Below are 15,938 nucleotides of genomic sequence, written 5' to 3'. Positions count from 1 at the left end.
CTGATTACCCTACTTTGACCATGTGGGGTTGCGCGGAGCGCTCGGCGGTCGGCAGGTGATCGAGGTCGCGGCTGACCAGCAGCAGGACTTCAGCCGAGGCATCGGACACTTGCGCCTTGTAGCCAGCGATGGAACGGGCGAAGACGTTGTAGATCACAACAGCAGGAATCGCCGCAACCAGACCCAGCGCGGTGGCCAGCAGGGCTTCGGCGATGCCGGGGGCGACGACGGCGAGGTTGGTGGTCTGGGTTTTGGCGATGCCGATGAAGCTGTTCATGATGCCCCACACGGTGCCGAACAGGCCCACGAACGGCGCGGTGGAACCGATGGTGGCGAGCACGCCGGTGCCGCTGCTCATGTTGCGACCGCAGGCTGCAACCAGACGCTCGAGACGGAAGGCAACACGTTCCTTGATGCCTTCTTTCTCGCGGCTGTTGACAGACAATCGCATCTCTTCCAAGGCGTCATGCACCAGCAGGTTGGCGAGGGTGCCTTGCTTCGTGGCGGTGGCGCTGGCTTCTTTAAGGGTGGTGGCTTTTTTCAGGTGGACGATTTCAGTGCGCAGACGCCGCTTGGCGCCCATCAGCTCGAAGCCCTTGGCGATCCAGATGGTCCAGGTGATGATCGAGGCGATGGCCAGACCGATCATCACGATTTTCACGATAATGTCGGCGTTCTGGTACATGCCCCAAGGCGACAGGTCGTGGGCCATGCCCAGGGTGTTGTCGGCTTCGAGAACTTCAGGGACGTCTTCGGCATCTACTGCCTGAGCCGGGTCGGTTGCGGCGGGTGCAACGGCGGGGGCGGCATGATCAGCCGGGGCTGGAGCAGCGGCGGCGGCCGTAGTGGCCGGAGCTTGTACGTCAGCGAAAGCGGCGGTCGGTGCCAGCATCAGGCTGAGCAGCAGGGCGGCCACTGCGCTCCAGGCGCGAGGTCGTTTGGTTGGCGAAGCGGGGAATTGATTGCGTGTCATGCTGGCCGGACCTGAAATAGAAAAACGGTAAATGCTCTTCCAGGCCTCGTAAGGCCGAGAACAAAAGTGGCGTGCATTATTGCAAGTAATTCTTGTTAACAAAAGTAATAGAGTATCTTTTTTTCCTTCATTGCTAGCCGCTCGTCCATTGTCGGCGCTAGTCTTTGCCTTTCTGATGGGAGTTTTCTGATGTCTGCGCCTTCTGTGTTGATCGCCGGCTGTGGTGATGTCGGCGGTCGTTTGGCCACGCAATTGATGGCTTCCGGGTGGGAGGTTCATGGCCTGAGGCGGGACGTCTCGCGCCTGCCCGAGGGAGTCATTGGCGTTGCCGGCGACTTGTTCGATAAGGACTGTCCTGAGACGTGGCCCATCGGTGCCGTGGATTACCTCGTTTATTGTGCGGCCGCGACCAATCACGATGAAGCCGGTTATCGCGCCGCGTATGTCGAGGGGTTGAAACATGTGCTGGAGTGGCTCGACGACTACGGGCAGGTACCGAATCGCCTGCTGTTTGTTTCCAGCAGCAGTGTGTATGGGCAGCAGGAGGGCGAGTGGGTCGACGAGACTTCGCCGACCCTTGCATCAGGCTACTCGGGTCGATTGATGCTGGAGGCCGAGAAAGTGGCGCTCCAGAGCGGCATCCCGGCAAGCATCGTGCGCTTGACTGGCATCTACGGCCCGGGCCGCGAATGGCTGCTGACTCAAGTGCGTCGTGGCTATCGCGTGGCGGTTGACCCGCCGCTGTATGGCAACCGCATCCACGCCGATGACGCGGCGGGCTTGATGGCGTTTCTGCTTGAAGCGGATCGACGCGGGGTGGCGTTGGATGACGTCTACATCGGTGTCGACGACGCGCCAGCGCCGCTGGCCGAAGTGGTGGGCTGGTTGCGTGAATATCTGGGCGTGACCGAGTGGGCTGACGACGCGAGCGTACGGCGCACGGGCAGCAAGCAATGCAGCAATGCCAGGGCGAAGGCCTTGGGCTGGGCGCCAAAGTACCCAACGTATCGCGAGGGCTACGCCGCTATTCTCGAAGGCCGTTGCTGACTTTCATGCGCCCAAAATACCTGTAGGAGCGAGGCTTACCCGCGACGGCGTCATAACTTCCAACATTTATGTTGGCTGTTACATCGCCTTCGCGGGCAAGCCTCGCTCCTACATTGGTTTTGCGTTGGCTTCAGGGCCGGGTTACTGCTTTTCCAGCAACCACTTGCGATCACCCGGCGTGAACTGAGGCATTTCATCCGCCTGAGCCGTGTTCACTGCCTGCAGAATCTCCAGTTCCTTGCCCTTGCGCGCAAAGATCCAGGTATTGCCCTGGCCGTTCACTTGCAGCCACATGTTGTCATTGCCGCCGCTCATCGACGCGCAATCGCCCGCCAGGCAAAGGGCATATCGATCGGCACCCGGCAGTCCGGCAACCTGGCCATCGGCCTGGAATTGCACGGTATTGCCTTCGCCCGGACCGTTGACGATTTTCCAGCTGCCGCCCATGTAGGCGGTGTACAGCGCGCGTTCGAAGCTCGCGCCAATCGGTGCGCCATCCGGGACCGGAATCAACGCGCGGTCGAAGACCTGCTCCGGCTCGTTTTCGCTGGCGGCCTGGCTCAGTTGCTTGCCGTCACGCTTCAGTTCGCTGGCGGAGCTGCCATAAAAGTCGACTTTCCAGGCGCCGGACTCTTCGCCCAGCAGCTTGCCGTCGACGTTTTCAAAACCATTGGTGTAGCGGGCTTGAGCGGCCTTGGTGTTGACGTCCCATTCCAGGTTCGGGCCATAAGCCTGGAGCGCTTCACGCAGGGGGCCACCTTTGGACGCAGCGTCGATCGCCACCTGATTGATCCAGGTGCCGCTGATGTCACGATCGGCAGGGTTGCTGGCACAACCGCCCAAGAGTAGGGCGACCAGCGAGAGAGCTAGCGCATGGCGCATGGTGGAATCCTTTCAGAAACGAAGTCGACGCAACCTTGAAAAGGCTGCGCCGGATGTATTACTCGATGACCAGAATGGCATCCATTTCAACCTGCGAACCCTTTGGCAGGGCGGCTACGCCGATGGCGGCGCGGGCAGGGTATGGCTGGTCAAAGTACTTGCCCATGATCTCGTTGACCTTGGCGAAGTGGCTCAGGTCGGTGAGGAAGATGTTCAGTTTGACGATGTCCTTGAACGAACCGCCAGCGGCTTCGGCCACGGCTTTGAGGTTCTCGAACACCTGGACGGTCTGGGCTTCGAAGCCTTCAACCAGTTCCATGGTTTTTGGGTCCAGAGGAATCTGGCCCGACATGTAGACGGTGTTGCCAGCCTTGATCGCCTGGGAGTAAGTACCGATGGCAGCCGGGGCCTTGTCGCTGGTGATAACAGTCTTGGTCATGAATGACTCCTTGTAATAGTGGGCTTAGGCGCGCATGCGGGTGATGCGGATCACCCCGGTCAATGCACGCAGTTTCTTGATCACACGGGCCAGGTGTACGCGGTCGTGCACGCTGACCACCAGTTGGACCACGCTGATGCGACCATCGCGTTCGTCCATGCTGATTTTCTCGATATTGCCGTCGGCCGCGTTGACGCTGCTGGCCAGCAGGGCGATCAGGCCGCGCTGATGTTCCAGTTCGACGCGCAGCTCGACGTTGAATTCGCCGGTGACATCTTTTGCCCAAGAGAGCTGGATGCATTTTTCCGGGTTGTGACGGATTTCGCTGATGTTGCGGCAGTTGTCCAGGTGCACGACCATGCCTTTGCCGGCGGACAAGTGACCAACAATCGGGTCGCCCGGGATTGGTGTGCAGCACTTGGCGTAGCTGAGCACCAGGCCTTCGGTGCCGCGAATCGCCAGCGGGCCTTCCGCGCTCGGCAGTTGTTCGCCTTCGCCCAGCAGGCGGCGGGCGACCACATAAGCCATGCGATTGCCCAGGCCGATGTCTTCGAGCAGGTCTTCGATCAGTTCCAGGCGGTATTCGGTGAGCATCGCCTTGACGCGCTCGGCCGGGACCTTGTCCAGGGTGCTGTCGAAGCCGTTGAGCACCTTGTTCAGCAGGCGTTCGCCGAGGCTGATGGATTCGGAGCGGCGTTGCAGTTTCAGTGCATGGCGGATGTGGGTCCGTGCCTTGCCCGTGACCACGAAGTTGAGCCACGCCGGGTTCGGCCGGGCACCGGGAGCACTGACGATCTCGACCGTGGAGCCGCTTTGCAGCGGTTCGGACAGCGGTGCGAGACGACGATTGATCCGGCAGGCGATGCAGCTGTTGCCCACGTCGGTGTGCACCGCGTAAGCGAAGTCGACCGCCGTGGAGCCTTTGGGCAGCTCCATGATCCGGCCTTTGGGCGTGAAGACGTAGACCTCGTCCGGGAACAGGTCGATCTTCACGCTCTCGATGAATTCCAGCGAGTTGCCGGCCCGTTGCTGCATTTCCAGCACGCCTTTGACCCACTGGCGGGCGCGGGCGTGAGTGCCTTTTGGCTGCTCGTCGCCGCTGGATTTGTACAGCCAATGGGCGGCGATGCCGTTGTTGGCCATCTCTTCCATTTCACGGGTGCGGATCTGGATCTCGATCGGAACACCGTGCATGCCGAACAGCGTGGTGTGCAGCGACTGGTAGCCGTTGGCCTTGGGAATCGCGATGTAATCCTTGAAGCGTCCCGGCAACGGTTTGTACAAATTATGCACAGCACCTAGCACGCGGTAGCAGGTGTCGACCTTGTCGACGATGATCCGGAACGCATAGACGTCCATGATCTCGTTGAAGGCCCGACGCTTGCCGCGCATTTTCTTGTAGATGCCGTAGAGGTGTTTCTGACGACCGCTGACCTCGCCCTGGATGCCATCGATGGCCAGGCAGTGGCTGAGGGACTCTTCGATCTTGTTGACGATTTCCTTGCGGTTGCCCCGGGCGCGTTTGACGGCCTGGTTGATCCGTGCGGAACGCATCGGGTGCATGGCCTTGAAACCGAGGTCTTCGAACTCTATGCGGATGGCGTGCATGCCCAGCCGGTTGGCGATGGGCGCATAGATTTCCAGGGTTTCCTTGGCGATCCGCCGACGCTTTTCACCGGACAGGACTTCCAGCGTGCGCATGTTGTGCAGGCGGTCGGCGAGCTTGACCAGGATCACGCGAATGTCGCGCGCCATGGCCATGGCCATTTTCTGGAAGTTTTCGGCTTGTGCTTCGGCCTTGGTCTCGAAGTTCATCTGGGTCAGTTTGCTGACCCCGTCTACCAGTTCGGCCACGGTTTCGCCGAACTGCGCTTGCAGCGCTTCCTTGGCAATACCGGTGTCTTCGATCACGTCATGCAGCATCGCCGCCATCAGGCTCTGATGGTCCATGTGCATGTCGGCAAGAATATTCGCCACCGCAAGAGGATGCGTGACGTACGCCTCACCGCTGCGGCGGCGTTGGCCGTCGTGGGCTTGTTCGGCGTAGAAGTACGCTCGGCGGACCAGGTTGACCTGGTCCTTGCCGAGGTAGGTCGATAAGCGATCGGCGAGGGCGTCTATGCTCGGCATGATGACTCCTGCCGTTCGCTGTGACCCCGCGCCGTGCTACGTCGACCAGGCATAGGCTTAGACGGCCTCGTTGGACTCGTCCTCGAACGCTGCGAACAGCGGTTCGTCTTCGACGATTTCAGCATTGGCGATGAACTCGTAGCTCATCAGGCCTTCGGCGATTTCACGCAAGGCTACAACGGTAGGCTTGTCGTTTTCCCACTGTACCAGTGGCTCTTTGCCGCCGGTGGCCAGTTGACGGGCACGCTTGGTGGACAGCATGACCAGTTCAAAACGGTTTTCCACGTGGTTCAGGCAGTCTTCAACGGTTACGCGGGCCATGGTATTCCTCGGAGCGAATGCAATATGCGCGCTGCCCGGGTGGGCGAGCGGACTGAACAGTTTAAAAAATCACCAGCGATTAGGGAAGCGCTGATTTTTTGACCAAGCCCTTCAACGCGCTGCAAGTGCCAATGTAAAGCCCTTGCAGCGGTTTTGGGAAGGGCTGTTTAGCCGAGCAATTCAGCCAAAAGTTTTCCGTTGCGCTGCTGCTGACGCTTCTGATGCAGCTGATTGGCACGGAAAATCGCCTGCAAATCCTTCAGCGCATGGGCGAAATCGTCATTGATGATCAGGTAGTCGTAGTCGACGTAGTGGCTCATTTCGCTGACGGCTTCGCGCATCCGGCCTTCAATGACCTCGTCACTGTCCTGGCCGCGATTGTTCAGGCGCTGATGCAAGGCCTGGAGAGAGGGCGGCAGAATGAAGATCGAGCGGGCCTGCGGCATCAACTTGCGCACTTGCTCGGCACCCTGCCAGTCGATTTCCAGAATCAGGTCGTGGCCTTCGTCCAGGGTCTGTTGCAGGTGGCTTTGCGAAGTGCCGTAGAGGTTGCCGAACACTTCGGCGCGCTCGAGGAAATCCCCGTGCTCGATCATCTTCACGAACTCGCCGCGTTCGACGAAGTGATAGTTCACGCCATTCACTTCACCGGGGCGCATGGCGCGGGTGGTGTGGGAGACCGAGACGCGGATCTCCTGGTCAGCGTCGGTCAGGGCCTTGACCAGGCTGCTCTTGCCCGCGCCCGAAGGGGCGGAAATGATGTACAGGGTGCCGGTGCTGTGGGTCATGTCGGGGTTGCCTTACTCAATATTCTGCACTTGTTCGCGCATCTGCTCGATCAACACTTTGAGGTTGACCGCCGCTTGGGTGCTGCGCGGGTCGAAGGCTTTGGAGCCCAGTGTGTTGGCTTCGCGGTTGAGCTCCTGCATCAGGAAGTCCAGGCGCCGACCGGCAGCGCCGCCGGACTTGAGTACCCGGCGAACTTCAATGATGTGAGTGCTCAAGCGATCCAGTTCTTCGGCGACGTCGCTCTTTTGCGCGAGCATGACCATTTCCTGCTCGAGTCGCTGCGGGTCCATCTCGGCTTTCATGTCGGCAAAGCGGTCGAGGACTTTCTGGCGTTGGGTGGCGAGCATCTGCGGGACCAGTTCGCGCAGGGTCACCACATCTTCTTCGATGGAGGTGAGGCGATCATTGATCAACCGGGCCAGCTCCGCGCCTTCGCGCTCGCGGCCGGCCTTGAGTTCTTTCAGACCTTCATTGAACAGCGCCAGTGCTTCGGCATTCAAGGCTTGCGGGTCAGCGGCGTCGCCCACCAGAACGCCAGGCCAGGCCAGGACTTCCAGCGGATTCAATGCGGCGGGATTCTTGATCAGCCCGGCGATGGTCTCGGCGGCAGCGACCAATTGCGCGGCGCGCTCGCGGTCCACTTGCAGGGGTTTGTCGGTGTTTTCTTCGGTGAAGCGCAGAGTGCATTCGAGCTTGCCCCGGGATATCCCCTGGCGTAGCGCTTCGCGGACCGCACCTTCGAGGTCGCGAAACGACTCCGGCAAGCGCAAATGGGGTTCCAGGTAGCGGCTGTTGACCGAGCGCAATTCCCAGCTCAGGGTGCCTTGGGCGCCGGCTTTTTCAACGCGGGCGAAGGCGGTCATGCTGTGCACCATGGAGGTACCTCGCAATTCAGGTTTGCGTTACCAGAGGTTTCGCGAGACCCGATATCTGTGAATTAAAGCCGACAGGCAGCAAAGGCGCAGGATTGTAGCGCAGTGGGGCGGATGCGCCCAAACACACGGTGTGACAAAGGGCTGCAGGCCGTCGGTAAAGCGCTGTTCTAAGCTCTAGTCAGCGCCTTCAATCGTCGGACGGATTTTTTAGAAGTGCCCAGTCTTGGCGCGCGGCTCTATAATGCTCGGCAGTTTTCCGTCCTCCGTACAGGTATTCCCTATGAAACGTCCAAGTGGTCGCGCTGCCGATCAGCTCCGCTCGATCCGCATTACCCGCAACTACACCAAACACGCCGAGGGATCTGTACTGGTCGAATTCGGTGATACCAAAGTCATCTGCACGGTCAGCGTCGAGAACGGCGTACCGCGTTTCCTCAAGGGCCAGGGCCAAGGCTGGTTGACCGCGGAATACGGCATGCTGCCGCGCGCCACTGGCGAGCGTAACCAGCGTGAAGCGAGCCGTGGCAAGCAAGGCGGCCGCACCCTGGAAATCCAGCGTCTGATCGGTCGCTCCCTGCGTGCTTCGCTGGACATGTCCAAGCTGGGCGACGTCACCCTGTACGTCGACTGCGACGTGATCCAGGCCGACGGTGGCACCCGCACCGCATCCATCACCGGCGCCATGGTTGCGCTGGTCGATGCCTTGAAAGTGATCAAGAAGCGCGGCGGCCTGAAAGGCGGCGACCCGCTCAAGCAAATGATCGCGGCCGTTTCGGTGGGCATGTACCAGGGCGAGCCTGTGCTCGACCTCGACTACCTGGAAGACTCGGCTGCCGAGACTGACCTGAACGTGGTGATGACCAGCACTGGCGGCTTCATCGAAGTCCAGGGCACTGCCGAAGGCGCGCCGTTCCAGCCGGAAGAGCTGAACGCTATGCTTGAACTGGCGAAGAAAGGCATGACCGAGATCTTCGAACTGCAAAAGGCCGCACTGGCCGACTGATCGGATGTTCCACGCAAGGAGGACACCATGAGTGACGAGCAGCAGCTACTTCCCATCCCGAGCAAAGAGGTTCGGCAGTGGGCGATGTTTTGTCACTTGTCCGCGTTGCTGGGAATCTGGATTCCGTTCGGTACGCTGATCGGCCCGCTGATCCTCTGGCAGATGAAGCGCGAGATGGACCCGTTTGTCGATGCCCAGGGCAAGGAGGCGCTGAACTTTCAGATCACCGTCGCCATTGCCTCTGCCATCTGCTTCCTGCTGATGGTGGTGATCATCGGGTTCTTCCTGTTCGGCCTGGTGGCGATTGGTGCGTTGGTACTGACGATCATCGGTGGTGTGAAAGCCAATGAAGGGGTGCCGTATCGGTATCCGTTCACCTGGCGGTTGATCAAGTAGCCACCGCTGTCCCGTAGGAGCGAGGCTTGCCCGCGAATTGGGCGCCTCGGTCTGTCAGGAACAACGCGTTATCGTTCTTCGCGGGCAAGCCTCGCTCCTACAGGAATGAGGCGCGCACAAAAAAGCCGACGGCGATGTCGGCTTTTTTGCGTCTGCGAAAAGACGCTTAAATGGTCAGCGTCCAGTCGTAGTCCACGATCAGTGGTGCGTGTTGCGAGAACCGTGGCTGGCGTGGCAGGCGTGCGCTGCGAACAAAACGGCGCAGACCAGGGGTCAGCAACTGGTAGTCGAAACGCCAACCGAGGTTGAGCATTTCCGCCTGTTCGTTGTCCGGCCACCAGCTGTACTGGTCGCCTTCACGGCTGACTTCACGCAGGGCATCAACATAGCCCATGTTGCCGACAATCTCGTCCATCCAGGCACGTTCAGGTGCCAGGAAGCCCGGGGATTGCTGGCTGTCGCGCCAGTTCTTGATATCCAGCTTCTGTTGCGCCACATACAGCGAGCCACAATAAATGTACTCGCGACGTTTGCGTCGCTGTTTATCCAGATAACGGGCGAAATCGTCCATTAGCTTGAACTTCTGGTTCAAGTCTTCATCGCCGTTCTGCCCCGAAGGGAGCAGCAAGGTCGCGATGCTGACCTTGTCGAAATCGGCTTGCAGGTAGCGCCCGTAGCGGTCGGCTGTCTCGAAACCGAGACCGCTGATGACTGCCTTCGGTTGCAACCGCGAATACAAAGCCACGCCACCCTGGGCGGGAACTTCGGCTTCGCAGGCATAAAGGAAGTAGCCATCCAGTTGGAAGGCTGGATCGTCCAGTTCAAAGGCGGAGGCGCGGGTGTCCTGCAGGCAGATGACGTCGGCATTCTGTGCTTGCAGCCAACTGAGCAACCCTCGCTCCACTGCAGCCTGAATACCATTGACGTTCACACTGATGATCCGCATAAATGGCCCCAAAAATCGCGTGCGTGTATGATACACGGCGTCAACCTAATTAGCTAAATCCGTGGTATTTGGGGTTTTTTTCATGCAAGCGTATCAGCGCGATTTCATTCGTTTTGCCATCGATCGCGGCGTTTTGCGCTTCGGCGAGTTCACCCTGAAGTCCGGGCGCACCAGTCCTTACTTCTTCAATGCCGGCCTGTTCAATACCGGTTCGGCCCTTGCGCAGCTGGGTCGTTTCTACGCGGCAGCCATCGTCGAGAGCGGTATTTCGTTCGATGTATTGTTTGGCCCGGCGTACAAAGGCATCCCGCTGGCGGCGACCACTGCGGTGGCGCTGGCCGAACATCATGGCCGTGATTTGCCGTGGTGCTTCAACCGCAAAGAGGCCAAGGCCCACGGTGAAGGCGGCAGTCTCGTTGGCGCGCCGTTGACCGGTGACGTGCTGATCATCGACGACGTGATCACCGCCGGCACCGCGATCCGCGAAGTGATGCAGATCATCGCTTCCCAGGACGGCGCCAAGGCCAAGGGCGTGCTCATCGCCCTGAACCGTCAGGAGCGTGGCAACGGCGAGTTGTCGGCGATCCAGGAAGTGGAGCGTGATTTCGGCATTCCGGTGATCAGCATTGTGTCGCTGAACCAGGTGCTGGAGTTCCTGGCGGATGATCCGCTGCTCAAGCAGCACCTGCCAGCCGTAGAAGCGTACCGCGCCCAGTACGGCGTCTAACGCTGACCTGTAGGAGCGAGGCTTGCCCGCGAAGGCGTCGTCACATTCAGCAATGATGGGACTGTCAGATCGCTTTCGCGGGCAAGCCTCGCTCCTACAAGGGAGTGCGCAGGCAAAAAAAGACCCCGCTCAGCCAAGCTGAGCGGGGTCTTTTTGTTTGTGCTGCTTAGTGACGCTTGCGATTGCTGATCAACGTACCCACACCGGTATCGGTGAAGATCTCAAGCAGAATCGCATTCGGCACCCGGCCATCAATGATCAGCGAGCTGCCCACGCCGCCCTGAACCGCTTCCAGCGCGCAACGGATCTTCGGCAGCATGCCGCCGTAGATCGTGCCGTCGGCGATCAGCTCGTCGACTTGCTGCGTGGTCAGGCCGGTGAGGACCGTGCCCGACTTGTCCATCAAGCCGGCGATGTTGGTCAGCAGCATCAGCTTTTCAGCTTTCAGCGCTTCGGCGACTTTGCCGGCCACCAAGTCAGCGTTGATGTTGTACGACTCGCCGTTGGCACCGACGCCGATTGGCGCGATGACCGGGATGAAATCACCTTTGACCAGCAGGTTCAGCAAGTCGGTGTTGATCCCGACCACTTCGCCTACCTGGCCGATGTCGATGATTTCCGGCTGGGTCATCTCCGGCGTCTGGCGGGTCACGGTGAGCTTCTTCGCACGAATCAGCTCGGCGTCTTTACCGGTCAGGCCGATGGCGCTGCCGCCATGACGGTTGATCAGGTTGACGATGTCCTTGTTGACCTGGCCGCCGAGGACCATTTCCACCACGTCCATGGTCTGCGCGTCAGTCACGCGCATGCCATCGATGAAGTGGCTCTCGATCGACAGGCGCTTGAGCAGGTCGCCGATTTGCGGGCCGCCGCCGTGAACCACCACCGGGTTGATACCGACGGCTTTCATCAACACGATGTCGCGGGCGAAGCCGGTTTTCAGCTCCTCGCTTTCCATCGCGTTGCCGCCGTATTTGATCACCAGCGTCTTGCCGACATAGCGGCGAATGTAAGGCAACGCTTCGGACAGGACCTTGGCGGTGTTGGCGGCGGCTTCGCGTTCGAGGGTCATTCAGGGCTCCGGGTGCTTCAGAAGATCAAAACGGTAATTGGAGATCAGGTGCTACACGCTTCAGCTGGACTTTGAACACGTCCTTGATGCGCTGCAATTCAGCCTCGTCATCGGCCTCGAAGCGCAGCACCAGCACCGGTGTGGTGTTGGACGCGCGCACCAGGCCCCAGCCTTTGGCGTAGTCGACTCGCACGCCGTCAATGGTGGTCAGGTCGGCGCCTTCGCCCCACTTCGCGTCGTGCAATGCATCAATGATGCTGAATTTGCTCTCTTCGGTCACATGGATATTGATTTCCGGCGTAGAAATATCGTTCGGGAAGGTCGCAAACAGCTCTTCCGCGGTGGATTTTTCCTTGCTGAGGATCTCCAGCAGACGCGCGGCGCTGTAAATGCCGTCGTCAAAACCGAACCAGCGCTCCTTGAAGAAGATATGCCCGCTCATCTCGCCGGCCAACAGGGCGCCGGTTTGTTTCATTTTCTTTTTGATCAACGAGTGACCGGTCTTCCACATGAGCGGACGGCCGCCGTATTCCTTGATCAGCGGTGTCAGGCGGCGGGTGCATTTGACGTCGAAGATGATCTCCGCGTCCGCGTTGCGCGCCAGTACGTCGCGGGCGAACAGCATCAGCAGGCGGTCCGGGTAGACGATACTGCCGGTGTTGGTCACCACACCGACGCGGTCGCCATCGCCGTCGAAAGCCAGGCCGATATCGGCGTTGGTTTCCTTGACCTTGGCGATCAGGTCAACGAGGTTTTCAGGCTTGCCCGGGTCCGGATGGTGGTTCGGGAAGTTACCGTCGACCTCGCAGAACAGCGGGATGACTTCGCAGTTCAACGCTTCGATCAATTGCGGAGCGATCACGCCGGCCGCGCCATTGCCGCAGTCGACCACGACTTTCAGGCGACGAGCCAGTTTGATGTCCTGGACGATTTCGGTGTTGTAGCGGTCGAGGATCTCGACCTGGGTGACGCTGCCCTTGCCGCTGCTCAAGTTGTTGGTCTTGAGGCGGTCGTGCAGTGCCTGGATCTGTTCGTTGGCCAGGGTGTCGCCCGCGATCACGATCTTGAACCCGTTGTAGTTCGACGGGTTGTGGCTGCCGGTGAGCATGACGCCGGATTTGCCGGCCAGTACGTTGGCGGCGTAGTACAGCGCCGGGGTTGGCACCAGGCCCACGTCGCTGACGTGGCAACCGCTGTCGGCCAGGCCCTTGATCAGTTGTTCGACCAGTTCAGGGCCGGACAGGCGGCCGTCGCGGCCAACGGAAACGTTCGGTTCGCCCTGGGCCAGGCTCTGGGCACCGATGGCGCGGCCGAGCCAGTAAGCGGTCTCAGCGTTCAGGAATTCCGGGACCGTGCCGCGAATGTCGTAGGCGCGGAAGATGCTGTCCGGGAACTTGGGTGCGACTGTGGCTGGGGTGCTCATCTGTGGGAATGCTCCATCTCGAAAGTGACTGGACCTGTCCGCGAAAATCTCGTCGGCGGGCTCAAGCTGAAGGGTATGACGGCGTTTTCCACTGAGAGTTCGTGGTGCGAAAAGGCCATGCCACCTGCGTTTGCGGGGTAATGATCGGTCAATGCCTTGATTTTGGGCGGTAAACCTTCCAGATGAACGTTGTGCGAATTTTGGCGAGGAGGCTTGCTTGCGCTTGGGTGCGCGGCACTCACAAAATCTTGGGGCCGCTTCGCAGCCCAGCGGGAGCAAGCTCCCTCGCCACAGGATGCTTTATCGGATCAATGGCTGCCGGAATGCCCGAAACCACCGGCACCACGCTCGGTTTCAACAAACTCTTCGACCATCTCGAAGTGCGCTTGAACCACCGGCACCAGAACCAATTGAGCCAGGCGCTCACCGACCACCATGTTGAAGTCGGTCTGGCCACGGTTCCAGCACGAAACCATCAGCGGGCCCTGGTAATCGGAGTCGATCAAACCGACCAGATTGCCCAGCACGATGCCATGTTTATGGCCCAGGCCGGAGCGCGGCAGAATCAGCGCGGCCAAACCCGGATCGCCAATGTAGACGGACAGGCCGGTCGGGATCAGCAGGGTTTCGCCCGGCTTGATGACGGTGTCTTTTTCCAGCATGGCGCGCAGGTCGAGGCCGGCGGAGCCAGGCGTGGCGTACTGCGGCAGCGGGAATTCGGTACCGATGCGGGGGTCGAGGATCTTGGCTTGCAAAGCGTGCATGTAAATTAAACCTGGTTCAGACGTTCGGCGATAAAAGTGATCAGCTGGCGAGCAATTTTGCTCTTGCTGGTCTGGGCGAAAAGTGTGGCGTGCAGTTCTCGATCGATCACGCTGCAGGCGTTTTCTTCGCTGTTGAAGCCAATGCTCGGGTTGGCGACGTCGTTGGCGACGATCAAATCGAGGTTCTTGTCTTTCAGCTTGCGGGCAGCGTAATCGAGCAGGTGTTCGGTTTCGGCAGCGAAGCCGACACTGAACGGACGGTCGGGGCGGGTGGCGATGGTGGCCAGGATGTCCGGGTTGCGCACCATCTGTAGCAACAAGCCGTCGCCGTTCGTAGGGTCTTTCTTGAGTTTCTGTGGGGCGACGACTTCAGGACGGTAGTCCGCGACCGCTGCCGAGGCGATAAACAGGTCGCAAGGGATCGCGGCTTCGCAGGCGGCGAGCATGTCGCGAGCGCTGACCACGTCGATGCGGGTGACACGATCCGGAGTCGGCAGGTGCACCGGGCCGGTGATCAGCGTGACGCGGGCGCCGGCTTCCACCGCGGCTTCGGCCAGGGCAAAGCCCATTTTTCCGGAGCTGTGGTTGGTGATGTAGCGCACCGGATCGATGTTTTCCTGAGTCGGGCCGGCGGTGATCAGCACGTGTTTGCCGGTCAATGCCTGGCGCTTGAAGCAGTCCGCCGCGCATTGGGCGAGTTCGACGGCTTCGAGCATGCGGCCCAGGCCGACGTCGCCGCACGCCTGGCTACCGGAGGCCGGCCCGAAGGCTTTGATGTCGCGGCTTTCGAGGGTTTGCAGGTTGGCCTGGGTTGCCGGGTCGCGCCACATGGCCTGGTTCATCGCCGGGGCGATGGCGACCACCGCATCGGTGGCCAGCACCAGCGTGGTCAGCAGATCGTCAGCAATGCCTTGGGCCAGACGGGCAATCAGGTCCGCCGTAGCAGGGGCGATCAGCACCATATCGGCCCACTTGGCCAGCTCGATGTGGCCCATGGCAGCTTCTGCCGCGGGGTCCAGCAAGTCGAGATGAACCGGGTGCCCGGACAAGGCCTGCATGGTCAGCGGAGTGATGAACTCGCTGCCGCCACGGGTCATGACCACGCGCACTTCGGCACCCTGGTCGATCAGGCGGCGAACCAGGTCGGCGCTCTTGTAGGCAGCAATACCGCCGCCGACGCCCAGAACGATGCGTTTCCGATACAGCCGCTGCATAGGTCTGCCTTTTATTTCGTTGATGACAGCATGGCGAGACCCCCTCCCCAGGGATGAAATCGCCAGCAAAAAAGATGGGCTACGATATCACAGCGACCGCTATGGAACAGCGGCGCCCACAGACAGGGAAGGTGCTATGAGTATTCGTGATTGGCCGGCGGCGGAGCGGCCGCGGGAGAGATTACTGGAGTTGGGCTCGGCGAGCCTTTCGGATGCCGAACTGCTGGCGATTTTTTTACGCACCGGGGTGGCCGGTAAAAGTGCGGTGGATCTGGCGCGACACTTGTTGAGCCAATTTGGCAGTCTGCGTTCGCTGTTGGAAGCCGATCAAGCAACATTCAGCAAGCAATTAGGGCTCGGTCCGGCGAAATTCGCTCAGTTGCAGGCGATTCTGGAAATGGGGCGGCGACATTTGTCCGAGCGCGCGCGTCAGAAGCCGGCGCTGGAAAATCCCCAGGCCGTTCGTGATTACCTGAAGTCGATGCTTCGGCACGAGCCTCACGAAGTGTTTGGCTGCCTGTTTCTGGATTCGAAGCATCAGGTGCTAGCCTTCGAAGCGTTATTTCGCGGCTCGATCGACAACACGAGCGTTCATCCACGGCAGGTGGTCAAGCGCGCCCTGGCGCACAACGCCGCCGCGTTGATCCTCTGCCACAACCATCCCTCGGGCAACACCAACCCCAGCCAGGCCGACCGCACGCTTACCAAGCGCCTGCAAGAGGCGCTGGAGCTGATTGATGTGCGGGTGCTTGACCATTTCATCATTGGTGACGGCGAGCCGCTTTCAATGGCCGAGTATGGGTGGATGTAGGGCTTGGGGACGGGCGTCTGTGGCGAGGGAGCTTGCTCCCGCTTGAGTGCGCAGCGCTCACAGGATCTTCAGGGCCGCTGCGCAGCCCGGCGGGAGCAAGCTCTTATCAAACAAAAAATAACCCAT

Annotated in this window: 16 protein-coding genes and 1 pseudogene; 5 read left to right on the top strand and 12 right to left on the bottom strand. The window is 60.3% G+C overall.

Annotation, left to right across the window (positions count from 1 at the left end):
* Positions 1 to 4 precede the first annotated feature (4 nt).
* Positions 5 to 973 (bottom strand): tonB-system energizer ExbB, encoded by a 969-nt coding sequence (gene exbB, locus RHP74_RS30550; RefSeq protein ID WP_102594929.1) that lies wholly within the window; start codon positions 971 to 973, stop codon positions 5 to 7.
* 189 nt (positions 974 to 1,162) lie between these two features.
* Here exbB and RHP74_RS30545 point away from each other — a divergent pair, with 189 nt between their 5' ends.
* A complete protein-coding gene (locus RHP74_RS30545; RefSeq protein ID WP_311096894.1) occupies positions 1,163 to 2,020 on the top strand; it encodes an SDR family oxidoreductase in 858 nt (285 codons plus the stop codon).
* 141 nt (positions 2,021 to 2,161) lie between these two features.
* Here the strand turns inward: RHP74_RS30545 and RHP74_RS30540 are convergent, their stop codons facing one another.
* The 6 genes from RHP74_RS30540 to RHP74_RS30515 all read right to left on the bottom strand — a co-directional run bounded on the left by RHP74_RS30540 (position 2,162) and on the right by RHP74_RS30515 (position 7,456).
* Positions 2,162 to 2,902, bottom strand: coding sequence for a hypothetical protein (locus tag RHP74_RS30540; protein ID WP_010465226.1), 741 nt, complete (start codon positions 2,900 to 2,902; stop codon positions 2,162 to 2,164).
* Positions 2,903 to 2,960: 58 nt separating this feature from the next.
* Positions 2,961 to 3,341: a RidA family protein gene (locus RHP74_RS30535; protein WP_003229509.1), complete on the bottom strand. Its 381-nt coding sequence runs from the start codon at positions 3,339 to 3,341 to the stop codon at positions 2,961 to 2,963.
* A 24-nt stretch (positions 3,342 to 3,365) separates the two neighbouring features.
* Positions 3,366 to 5,471, bottom strand: a complete 2,106-nt coding sequence (spoT, locus tag RHP74_RS30530) for a bifunctional GTP diphosphokinase/guanosine-3',5'-bis pyrophosphate 3'-pyrophosphohydrolase (RefSeq protein WP_282411879.1) — start codon at positions 5,469 to 5,471, stop codon at positions 3,366 to 3,368.
* 57 nt (positions 5,472 to 5,528) lie between these two features.
* A complete protein-coding gene (gene rpoZ / locus RHP74_RS30525; protein ID WP_007894670.1) occupies positions 5,529 to 5,792 on the bottom strand; it encodes a DNA-directed RNA polymerase subunit omega in 264 nt (87 codons plus the stop codon).
* Positions 5,793 to 5,959: 167 nt separating this feature from the next.
* Complete coding sequence (gene gmk, locus RHP74_RS30520) at positions 5,960 to 6,580, bottom strand: guanylate kinase (RefSeq protein ID WP_010465215.1); 621 nt, start codon at positions 6,578 to 6,580, stop codon at positions 5,960 to 5,962.
* 12 nt (positions 6,581 to 6,592) lie between these two features.
* Positions 6,593 to 7,456: a YicC/YloC family endoribonuclease gene (locus tag RHP74_RS30515; RefSeq protein WP_077748577.1), complete on the bottom strand. Its 864-nt coding sequence runs from the start codon at positions 7,454 to 7,456 to the stop codon at positions 6,593 to 6,595.
* Positions 7,457 to 7,736: 280 nt separating this feature from the next.
* On the opposite strand from RHP74_RS30515, the gene rph reads away from it, so the two are divergent.
* Both rph and RHP74_RS30505 read left to right on the top strand, forming a co-directional pair.
* Entirely contained in the window at positions 7,737 to 8,459 is a 723-nt protein-coding gene (rph, locus tag RHP74_RS30510) for a ribonuclease PH (protein WP_010465211.1), read from the top strand.
* Positions 8,460 to 8,486: 27 nt separating this feature from the next.
* Positions 8,487 to 8,855 (top strand): DUF4870 domain-containing protein, encoded by a 369-nt coding sequence (locus RHP74_RS30505; RefSeq protein WP_102594927.1) that lies wholly within the window; start codon positions 8,487 to 8,489, stop codon positions 8,853 to 8,855.
* 166 nt (positions 8,856 to 9,021) lie between these two features.
* Here RHP74_RS30505 and RHP74_RS30500 read toward each other — a convergent pair whose 3' ends face one another.
* Entirely contained in the window at positions 9,022 to 9,801 is a 780-nt protein-coding gene (locus RHP74_RS30500; RefSeq protein WP_007934608.1) for an exodeoxyribonuclease III, read from the bottom strand.
* An 82-nt stretch (positions 9,802 to 9,883) separates the two neighbouring features.
* On the opposite strand from RHP74_RS30500, the gene pyrE reads away from it, so the two are divergent.
* Positions 9,884 to 10,528, top strand: a complete 645-nt coding sequence (gene pyrE / locus RHP74_RS30495) for an orotate phosphoribosyltransferase (protein ID WP_311096885.1) — start codon at positions 9,884 to 9,886, stop codon at positions 10,526 to 10,528.
* Between the two features lie 166 nt (positions 10,529 to 10,694).
* Here pyrE and argB read toward each other — a convergent pair whose 3' ends face one another.
* The 4 genes and pseudogenes from argB to coaBC all read right to left on the bottom strand — a co-directional run bounded on the left by argB (position 10,695) and on the right by coaBC (position 15,001).
* Positions 10,695 to 11,600, bottom strand: a complete 906-nt coding sequence (gene argB / locus RHP74_RS30490; RefSeq protein ID WP_010465204.1) for an acetylglutamate kinase — start codon at positions 11,598 to 11,600, stop codon at positions 10,695 to 10,697.
* Positions 11,601 to 11,625: 25 nt separating this feature from the next.
* Positions 11,626 to 13,029 (bottom strand): annotated as a pseudogene (locus tag RHP74_RS30485) (phosphomannomutase/phosphoglucomutase); the annotation flags it as partial.
* A 302-nt stretch (positions 13,030 to 13,331) separates the two neighbouring features.
* A complete protein-coding gene (dut, locus tag RHP74_RS30480; RefSeq protein WP_010465200.1) occupies positions 13,332 to 13,787 on the bottom strand; it encodes a dUTP diphosphatase in 456 nt (151 codons plus the stop codon).
* Between the two features lie 5 nt (positions 13,788 to 13,792).
* Positions 13,793 to 15,001, bottom strand: a complete 1,209-nt coding sequence (gene coaBC / locus RHP74_RS30475; RefSeq protein ID WP_010465198.1) for a bifunctional phosphopantothenoylcysteine decarboxylase/phosphopantothenate--cysteine ligase CoaBC — start codon at positions 14,999 to 15,001, stop codon at positions 13,793 to 13,795.
* Positions 15,002 to 15,137: 136 nt separating this feature from the next.
* Here coaBC and radC point away from each other — a divergent pair, with 136 nt between their 5' ends.
* Positions 15,138 to 15,812: a RadC family protein gene (gene radC / locus RHP74_RS30470; RefSeq protein WP_311096883.1), complete on the top strand. Its 675-nt coding sequence runs from the start codon at positions 15,138 to 15,140 to the stop codon at positions 15,810 to 15,812.
* Positions 15,813 to 15,938: the final 126 nt, after the last annotated feature.

This window comes from Pseudomonas sp. SG20052 (assembly GCF_031766055.1).
Classification (GTDB): domain Bacteria; phylum Pseudomonadota; class Gammaproteobacteria; order Pseudomonadales; family Pseudomonadaceae; genus Aquipseudomonas; species Aquipseudomonas mandelii.
The sequence above is the reverse complement of the archived record's forward strand: the minus strand, read 5'-3'. Positions and strand labels throughout refer to the sequence as shown.

Coding starts and splice junctions, on each gene's coding strand:
- RHP74_RS30535 (WP_003229509.1), bottom strand. CDS start 3,341: ATGACCAAGACTGTTATCACCAGCGACAAGGCCCCGGCTGCCATCGGT.
- RHP74_RS30545 (WP_311096894.1), top strand. CDS start 1,163: ATGTCTGCGCCTTCTGTGTTGATCGCCGGCTGTGGTGATGTCGGCGGT.
- spoT (WP_282411879.1), bottom strand. CDS start 5,471: ATGCCGAGCATAGACGCCCTCGCCGATCGCTTATCGACCTACCTCGGC.
- argB (WP_010465204.1), bottom strand. CDS start 11,600: ATGACCCTCGAACGCGAAGCCGCCGCCAACACCGCCAAGGTCCTGTCC.
- RHP74_RS30540 (WP_010465226.1), bottom strand. CDS start 2,902: ATGCGCCATGCGCTAGCTCTCTCGCTGGTCGCCCTACTCTTGGGCGGT.
- RHP74_RS30505 (WP_102594927.1), top strand. CDS start 8,487: ATGAGTGACGAGCAGCAGCTACTTCCCATCCCGAGCAAAGAGGTTCGG.
- pyrE (WP_311096885.1), top strand. CDS start 9,884: ATGCAAGCGTATCAGCGCGATTTCATTCGTTTTGCCATCGATCGCGGC.
- dut (WP_010465200.1), bottom strand. CDS start 13,787: ATGCACGCTTTGCAAGCCAAGATCCTCGACCCCCGCATCGGTACCGAA.
- exbB (WP_102594929.1), bottom strand. CDS start 973: ATGACACGCAATCAATTCCCCGCTTCGCCAACCAAACGACCTCGCGCC.
- RHP74_RS30515 (WP_077748577.1), bottom strand. CDS start 7,456: ATGGTGCACAGCATGACCGCCTTCGCCCGCGTTGAAAAAGCCGGCGCC.
- RHP74_RS30500 (WP_007934608.1), bottom strand. CDS start 9,801: ATGCGGATCATCAGTGTGAACGTCAATGGTATTCAGGCTGCAGTGGAG.
- rph (WP_010465211.1), top strand. CDS start 7,737: ATGAAACGTCCAAGTGGTCGCGCTGCCGATCAGCTCCGCTCGATCCGC.
- coaBC (WP_010465198.1), bottom strand. CDS start 15,001: ATGCAGCGGCTGTATCGGAAACGCATCGTTCTGGGCGTCGGCGGCGGT.
- rpoZ (WP_007894670.1), bottom strand. CDS start 5,792: ATGGCCCGCGTAACCGTTGAAGACTGCCTGAACCACGTGGAAAACCGT.
- gmk (WP_010465215.1), bottom strand. CDS start 6,580: ATGACCCACAGCACCGGCACCCTGTACATCATTTCCGCCCCTTCGGGC.
- radC (WP_311096883.1), top strand. CDS start 15,138: ATGAGTATTCGTGATTGGCCGGCGGCGGAGCGGCCGCGGGAGAGATTA.